Below are 6,237 nucleotides of genomic sequence, written 5' to 3'. Positions count from 1 at the left end.
GCCCACACCCGAAGACGTGTTGCTGCTGCGCGAAATCCGAGACAACCTGCGCAAATAAGCGCCCAACGCCCTATTTGGACCAAGCCACTGCCCGAACAGGCAGTGGCTTTTTCACGTCTGCAGCAGACCGTCCGCCGCGTCCACGGCCGCCAGCAGGCTGGCCGCACTGGCCACGCCCTGCCCGGCAATGCCGAACGCCGTGCCATGGTCGGGGCTGGTTCGAACGAAGGGCAATCCCAGGGTGGTGTTCACGCCGTGCTCCAGCCCCAGCAGCTTGACCGGTATCAGGCCCTGGTCGTGGTACATCGCGACCACCACGTCAAACTCTCCTTGCCTGGCCCGCATGAAAACGGTATCGGGTGCGTGCGGGCCACTGACCAGCATGCCCTCGCGCGCGGCCTGCTCCAAAGCGGGTGCAATGCTGTCGATTTCTTCGCGCCCGAACAGCCCGCCCTCCCCAGCATGCGGGTTAAGACCCGCTACCGCGATGCGGGGGCGCTCCCATCCACCCAGGCGGAAATGTGCGGTCAGGATGCGCAGCGTCGACAAGACGCCTTCCCGTGTCACGGCATCCAGCGCCTGTCGAAGCGACACGTGGATGCTCACCAGCACCGTGCGCAGGCCCGGCGCGCTGAGCATCATGCGCACCGGCAAGGCATCCACCGACACACCCAGGTGCGCGGCGGCCAGTGCCTGCAGGTATTCCGTGTGCCCGGGGTGGCCGATACCCGCTGCCGCCAGCGCTTCCTTGTGGATGGGCGCGGTCACCACCGCACGGGCCTGACCCGCCAGTGCAGTCTGGGCGGCCAAACGGATGCAATCGGCGGCCGCTTGGCCGGCTTGCGCGCTCACCTGCCCCATGGGCACCAAACCATCCAATGCACAGGCTTGCAACACCGCCACATGCCCCGCTGGCAGTTGACCCAGCTGGGCCAGCCGCTGGATCGGTGACAGCGTCAAAGACGCGGCTCCCGCAATGGAGGCCGCCGCGCAGACGTCGAGCGCTTGCTGCAAAGCGTTCAGGTCGCCGATCACCACCGCATCTTGTCGCAAATGGGGCCGTTCGAGAAAGGCCTTGATCACGATCTCCGGCCCGATGCCGGCCGGATCGCCCATGGTCAACAGCAAGGGTTTGCGCTGCCCGGTCGGCTGGGCATGGACGGACGAAGCGGGATTTGCAGACGACATGGTGGCGCCGGGTCAGGCCGGGTTGTCGATGTCGATGAACAGGTGCTGCAAGCCCAGGTCGGCCGCCACCCGTGCACCCACAGCCTGCGCACCATAGCGCTCCGACGCGTGGTGCCCGCAGGCGATGTAGGCCACACCGCACTCGCGCGCATAGTGCGCCTGGGGCTCGGAAATTTCACCGGTGATGAACACATCAGCACCCGCGGCGATGGCGGCTTCAAAATAACTTTGTGCGCCACCGGTGCACAAGGCCACACGTTCGATCGCCCGGTCCGGCTCGGCCACCAGCGTCACCGAACGCCCCAGTGTCTGCTCGACATGGCGGGCCAGCTCTGCCGCCGAGCCCGAACGCCGTTCGCCCAACAGCCCCAGAGACTGCTCCCCAAAGCGCCCCGCCTCACCGGCCAGGCGCTCCACGCCCAGGCGTTGGGCCAGCTGAGCGTTGTTGCCCAGCTCGGGATGTGCGTCCAGCGGCAGGTGGTAGGAATACAGATTGATGTCGTGCGCCAGCAGGCGGGACAGGCGCTGCTTCATCCAGCCGGTCACCCGACCGTCCTGTCCGCGCCAGAACAGGCCGTGGTGCACCAGGATGGCGTCGGCACCGGCGGCAATCGCCGCGTCGATGAGCGCCAGACTCGCGGTCACGCCCGACACCAGACGGGTGACTTCGCCGCATCCCTCGACCTGCAAGCCGTTGGGCCCATAGTCGCGAAACTGTTCGGGTTGCAGCAAACCGTCCAGTGCGCCCAGCAAGGCCTGGCGGGTGACCGGGGAAGAGGTGTTCATGGGCGTGGGGTGGTTCAAAATCTTGGGCGCGACCGCACAACACGAAGCGCGCAGGCCAGCGGCCCAGCCAGCTATTTTGACAGCCCGCGCCCGCCCGCCGCCAGTTGACGCCCCCAACGTCGGTGGGAGGGCGCGAAGCGCGCAAGGCGTTTCACTTCGGTACGGACTCCGATTCGTCCATCTTGCGTTGAAAGAAGCGGTAAAACCAGACCGCCATGAACGCCATGAACGCGAGGCCCGCCACACTGAACAGACCGTAATCGGTCGAAAACAAATCCACAAGGGCTTTCATACGGCGCTCCAGACAAGATACACATCGGGCGTTCATTGCACGCCACCCAGGCGCAAGCGGCATTGACCTGCATCAAGCGCCGTGAAGTCGTGAAAAGCGCGGGCATATGCGGGACAATGGTTGCCACTTGGCGGGTGGCATACCCGCATTTCGGGCGTTTGAGCCCTTTTGACCTGATCCGACATGAAACGACTCTGGCTTTTGTTTGCCCAAACCGTCACCCTGCTGCTGGCCGGCTTCTTCGTGGTCGCCACGCTCAAGCCCCAGTGGCTGGACCGCAAGCCGGTCCTGTCGTCCGTGGTGCCGGTGTTTGAGAGCGCATCCAGCTCGTCTTCCCAAGCCAGCAACGGTGTTCGCGGTTTCAGCGGCGCGGCCCGCGCGGCCTCGCCAGCGGTGGTCAGCATCAACACCAGCAAGGCCGCAGAAAACGCCGCCCAGAGCGAAGACCCCTGGTTTCGCTTCTTCTTCGGTGACCAGGGCCAGGCCCAACCCCAGACCGGCCTGGGCTCGGGCGTGATCGTCAGCCCTGCGGGCTACATTCTGACCAACAACCACGTGGTCGAAGAGGCGGACGAGATCGAGGTCATCCTCAACGACGGGCGCAAAAGCGTGGCCAAAGTCATCGGTACCGACCCCGAAACCGACCTGGCCATCCTCAAGATCGAACTCACCGACCTGCCCGTCATCACCCTGGGCAATTCCGACGATTTGTTGATTGGCGACCAGGTACTGGCCATTGGCAACCCGTTTGGCGTTGGCCAGACCGTGACCGGTGGCATCGTCAGCGCGCTGGGACGCACCCAGCTCGGCATCAACACCTTCGAGAACTTCATCCAGACCGACGCCGCCATCAACCCGGGCAACTCTGGCGGGGCGCTGGTGGACGTGAACGGTCACCTGATGGGGATCAACACCGCGATCTACTCCCGCTCGGGCGGCTCCATGGGCATCGGATTCGCCATTCCCACCTCCACCGCACGCAGCGTGATGGAGTCCATCGTCCGCGACGGTCAGGTCACGCGTGGCTGGATCGGCGTGGAGCCACAGGAGCTCAGCAAGGAGTTGGCCGAAAGTTTTGGTGTGCCGCTGGGCACGGGAGTGATCATCACCGGGGTGCTGCAAAACGGTCCAGCCGCCCAGGCCGGCATCCGTCCGGGCGACGTGATCACCACCGTGGCGGGACGCAGCGTGTCCACGGTGGCCCAGCTGCTTTCAGCGGTGGCGGCGCTTGCGCCCGGCACCCCCGCCACGCTGGAGCTGATCCGCCGGGACGGCAAACAACAGGTGGACGTGACGCCCGGCAAGCGCAATTTGCAGCGCCCAACGCCTGCGCGCTAGGCCCGGACCGGCTCAGTCACCGGTTTCGTCTTTGTCTGCGTCGGCCTTATCGGCGTCGGCTTTGTCGGCGCCCTTCACAAACCACGTGGCGCCCAGGATTCCCAGCTCATAGAGCAGGCACATGGGCACAGCCAGGGCGAGTTGCGAAATCACATCGGGCGGCGTGACGACCGCTGCGATGACGAAAGCGACCACGATGAAGTAGCCGCGAAACTGCTTGAGTTTCTCGACCGTGACCATGTTGAAGCGGACCAGCAAGACCACCACGATGGGCACCTGGAAAGCCAGGCCAAAAGCCAGATACAGCGACAGAATCGCCTCCACGTACGACGCGATGTCGGGCGTGGCCGCCACACTGGCGGGCGTGAATTTCTGGATGAAGCCGAACATCTTGTCCAGCACAAAAAACTGCACAAAGCCAATGCCAGCGTAGGCCAGGCTGCTGCCCAACACAATCAAGGGCACGGCGAAGCGCTTCTCGTGGCTGTAGAGGCCGGGCGCGACAAACGACCACAACTGGTACATCCAGACCGGCAGCGACATCAGCAGGGCCGCCATGGCCAACACCTTGATCGGCACAAAAAACGGGGAGAACACGTCCACCGCGATCAGCTTGGCGTCTGGCGGCATGTGCGCCCGGATCGGCACGGCAATCAGGTCGATCAGGCCACTGGGACCCGGCCAGTAGGCCAGAAACGCCATGCAAATGCCCAGCGCCACCATGCCGTACAGCAAGCGGTCGCGCAACTCCTTGAGATGCTGGACAAAAGGCTGCTCGGTACCGGCGAGTTCGTCGGTCGTATCTTTGTTGTCGGACATCAGCGGGGAGCAGAGGAGGAACGGGGACGGAAACGGGCCACACGGGCCGCTCCGGATTGGGTACGGGTGCGCACACCGGTGCGTGCCTTGTACCACTGGGGCATGGCTGCCTGCTTGATGCGCCAGTTCTTTTTCGGGTGCTTGTACACCGGGCTCAGTGAAGAACCGATGGAGCCCAGCGCATCGTCACCGCCATAGGACGACGAAGCGCCGTCGAGTTCGGCGGTGGCCTCGGACCAGGATTTTTCAAAGTCTTTGGTGCTGCTTTGCACCGACGCGCCCACATCGCGTGCGGCGGTCTCCACCTCGTCCTTCATCTTCTAGAGCTCTTCCAGCTCCATAGAACGGCCCACCTCGGCCTTCACGTCGGCCACGTAGCGCTGCGCCTTGCCCAGCAAGGCGCCCACGGTGCGGGCCACGCGCGGCAATTTCTCCGGACCGATGACGATCAGCGCCACCGCTCCGATGAGGGCGAGTTTGGAAATGCCCAGATCTATCATGTGTCGGCCATCCTGTGGGCAGTGTCGGGCTCGGGGTCGGGCCTCGGATAGGGACCGCGCCCCCAGTAGAGGTCGCCGCTATCCCGCGAATCAGCTCTTTTGTTTGGCTTCGACGTCGATCGTGTTCTTGTCGGCGTGGGTGTCTTGCGTGACCTTGGCGGTGGCCGTCTTGCTGGCCTCGGCCGTCTCTTCTGCGGGCTGACCGCCCTCTTTGATGCCGTCTTTGAAACCTTTGACCGCACCGCCGAGATCGGAACCGATGTTTTTCAGCTTCTTGGTGCCAAAAACCATCACCACGATCAACAGCACGATCAACCAGTGCCAGATTGAGAACGAACCCATGTGTATCTCCAAACGTGAATGTTGTGAGCAGACTGCTCTTGGTGGGATTCTAAGCCTGCAACAGAGTTCACCCCGTGCTCAGGTCAAAACCCGCGACAGACCGTGCCGCGCCCGGGACCAGATCAACCCTTGAGCCAAGGGCGCGGCCCGCCCATCACGTGCATGTGCAGGTGGTGCACCTCTTGTCCGCCTTCGGTGCCGGTGTTGCACACCATGCGAAAACCGCCATCGGGATACGGCTTGCAGCCCAGCTCCATGGCCAGTCGCGGCGCCAGCACCATCATGCGCCCCATGAGGCGCTCGTGCTCGGGACCGATCTGGGCCATGGATGGAATGTGTTGCTTGGGCACGAGCAGAAAGTGCACCGGCGCCCAGGGGTGGATGTCGTGAAACGCAAACCACTCATCGTCCTCGTAGACCTTTTTGCTGGGAATCTGGCCGGCGATGATTTTGCAGAAGATGCAATCGGGATCGTGAGCGTTCATGGTGGGTGGCAATTAGGGCCTGTTCACACTATTTTTCCAAGTGCGAAAGAGGTGAAAACAGCGCCAATCTAGGCGCGCGACGACGGCCAGACTGGCTGTCTGGCCTAGGAGTGCAACAACGAGTGGCGCTGTTTTCACCCCTTTCCCTTCGGGTTGCGGCCAAAAAGGCCATGCGCGGCGTTGCAAAGCCTGGCCGGGGGGGGAAATCCCGGCTGCCCCATCGGTTGTATGTGGCGCCTTGCGCATGGCCTTTTTGATCCGCAACGCATCTTGGAAAAATAGTGTGAACAGGCCCTAGATCACTTGCTGTCGTTGTTTGCCCAGCGGGCCCGCGCTCAGTGTCATCACATCACCGCGCTTGAGGAACACCGGCGTCGGCTTCGCGCCCAGGCCGACGCCTTCTGGCGTTCCGGTGATCACCACGTCGCCCGGCAGCAGCGTCATGAACTGGCTGAGGTAGGACACGATCTCGGCAACCGGGAAGATC

The 6,237-nt window shown here is 63.6% G+C and carries 8 protein-coding genes and 1 pseudogene; 1 reads left to right on the top strand and 8 read right to left on the bottom strand.

Translation table 11 applies throughout. The features are described 5' to 3' along the window. Nucleotides 1-111: 111 nt before the first annotated feature. From pdxA to ABYB95_RS14940, 3 genes are all read right to left on the bottom strand, one after another. Nucleotides 112-1,188 carry a 4-hydroxythreonine-4-phosphate dehydrogenase PdxA gene (pdxA, locus tag ABYB95_RS14950; protein WP_372659366.1) on the bottom strand — a complete coding sequence of 359 codons (1,077 nt, stop codon included), beginning with the start codon at nucleotides 1,186-1,188 and terminating at the stop codon, nucleotides 112-114. 12 nt (nucleotides 1,189-1,200) lie between these two features. Then, the gene (locus tag ABYB95_RS14945; RefSeq protein WP_372659365.1) at nucleotides 1,201-1,974 is read right to left on the bottom strand and encodes a Nif3-like dinuclear metal center hexameric protein; all 774 of its coding nucleotides are present in this window, start codon (nucleotides 1,972-1,974) and stop codon (nucleotides 1,201-1,203) included. Nucleotides 1,975-2,125: 151 nt separating this feature from the next. Continuing rightward, the gene (locus tag ABYB95_RS14940; RefSeq protein ID WP_372659364.1) at nucleotides 2,126-2,266 is read right to left on the bottom strand and encodes a DUF3149 domain-containing protein; all 141 of its coding nucleotides are present in this window, start codon (nucleotides 2,264-2,266) and stop codon (nucleotides 2,126-2,128) included. A 183-nt stretch (nucleotides 2,267-2,449) separates the two neighbouring features. Between ABYB95_RS14940 and ABYB95_RS14935 the strand changes: the two genes are divergently transcribed. Continuing rightward, nucleotides 2,450-3,604, top strand: coding sequence for a trypsin-like peptidase domain-containing protein (locus ABYB95_RS14935; RefSeq protein ID WP_372659363.1), 1,155 nt, complete (start codon nucleotides 2,450-2,452; stop codon nucleotides 3,602-3,604). Nucleotides 3,605-3,616: 12 nt separating this feature from the next. On the opposite strand, the gene tatC is transcribed toward ABYB95_RS14935, so the two are convergent. From tatC to ABYB95_RS14910, 5 genes and pseudogenes are all read right to left on the bottom strand, one after another. Continuing rightward, complete coding sequence (gene tatC / locus ABYB95_RS14930; RefSeq protein WP_372659362.1) at nucleotides 3,617-4,423, bottom strand: twin-arginine translocase subunit TatC; 807 nt, start codon at nucleotides 4,421-4,423, stop codon at nucleotides 3,617-3,619. Further along, nucleotides 4,423-4,923: pseudogene (locus ABYB95_RS14925) on the bottom strand (twin-arginine translocase TatA/TatE family subunit). Before ABYB95_RS14925 ends, tatC begins: the two are co-directional and overlap by 1 nt. A gap of 90 nt (nucleotides 4,924-5,013) precedes the next feature. Then, nucleotides 5,014-5,265, bottom strand: coding sequence for a Sec-independent protein translocase subunit TatA (gene tatA, locus ABYB95_RS14920; RefSeq protein WP_372659361.1), 252 nt, complete (start codon nucleotides 5,263-5,265; stop codon nucleotides 5,014-5,016). A gap of 122 nt (nucleotides 5,266-5,387) precedes the next feature. Continuing rightward, a complete protein-coding gene (locus ABYB95_RS14915; protein WP_372659360.1) occupies nucleotides 5,388-5,750 on the bottom strand; it encodes a histidine triad nucleotide-binding protein in 363 nt (120 codons plus the stop codon). Nucleotides 5,751-6,044: 294 nt separating this feature from the next. Further along, nucleotides 6,045-6,237: fumarylacetoacetate hydrolase family protein (locus ABYB95_RS14910; RefSeq protein WP_372659359.1), on the bottom strand; the 193-nt coding region annotated here is incomplete at its 5' end.

The organism is Hydrogenophaga sp. (genome assembly GCF_041633695.1).
Classification (GTDB): Bacteria; Pseudomonadota; Gammaproteobacteria; order Burkholderiales; family Burkholderiaceae_C; genus Hydrogenophaga.
Note: the sequence above shows the minus strand (reverse complement) of the source record. Positions and strands in the feature narration are given on the sequence as shown.

Coding starts and splice junctions, on each gene's coding strand:
- pdxA (WP_372659366.1), bottom strand. CDS start 1,188: ATGTCGTCTGCAAATCCCGCTTCGTCCGTCCATGCCCAGCCGACCGGG.
- ABYB95_RS14945 (WP_372659365.1), bottom strand. CDS start 1,974: ATGAACACCTCTTCCCCGGTCACCCGCCAGGCCTTGCTGGGCGCACTG.
- ABYB95_RS14940 (WP_372659364.1), bottom strand. CDS start 2,266: ATGAAAGCCCTTGTGGATTTGTTTTCGACCGATTACGGTCTGTTCAGT.
- ABYB95_RS14935 (WP_372659363.1), top strand. CDS start 2,450: ATGAAACGACTCTGGCTTTTGTTTGCCCAAACCGTCACCCTGCTGCTG.
- tatC (WP_372659362.1), bottom strand. CDS start 4,423: ATGTCCGACAACAAAGATACGACCGACGAACTCGCCGGTACCGAGCAG.
- tatA (WP_372659361.1), bottom strand. CDS start 5,265: ATGGGTTCGTTCTCAATCTGGCACTGGTTGATCGTGCTGTTGATCGTG.
- ABYB95_RS14915 (WP_372659360.1), bottom strand. CDS start 5,750: ATGAACGCTCACGATCCCGATTGCATCTTCTGCAAAATCATCGCCGGC.